The organism is Bacillus sp. BS3(2021) (genome assembly GCF_021043345.1).
In the GTDB taxonomy this organism is placed as follows: Bacteria; Bacillota; Bacilli; order Bacillales; family Bacillaceae; genus Bacillus; species Bacillus paralicheniformis.
Genome location: NZ_JAJNDM010000026.1, coordinates 1 through 433, shown reverse-complemented (window position 1 = coordinate 433; position 433 = coordinate 1). Strand labels below are relative to the sequence as shown.

Annotated in this window: 1 protein-coding gene; it reads left to right on the top strand. The window is 50.6% G+C overall.

Annotated elements, in window-relative coordinates; translation table 11 throughout:
* A partial coding sequence (locus tag LQ247_RS21995) for an AMP-binding enzyme (RefSeq protein ID WP_231006605.1) occupies positions 1 to 433 on the top strand: 433 nt, incomplete at both ends.

The following is a 433-nucleotide window of genomic DNA, read 5'->3' as shown; positions in this document are numbered from 1 at the left end:
GGATATTTAAACCGCGAGGAACTGACGGCGGAAAAATTCATCCCGCATCCGTTTATGCCGGGAGAAAGGCTGTACAAGACGGGCGATTTAGCGAAATGGCTGCCTGACGGCAATATCGAATTCATCGGCCGAATCGACCATCAGGTGAAAATCCGCGGTTTCAGGATCGAACTCGGCGAAATCGAAAGCCGGTTGGAGATGCATGAAGACATCAACGAGACGATCGTTACCGTCAGAGAAGACGGAGAGAACCGCCCGTACATTTGCGCCTATATCACGGCAAAGCGTGAGATTTCCCTTGATGAGCTGAAAGGGTTTTTAGGTGAAAAGCTTCCGGATTATATGATTCCCGCCTATTTCGTGAACATGGACAAGCTGCCGCTCACCAAAAACGGGAAAGTGGACAGAAAAGCCCTGCCTGAGCCGGACAGAA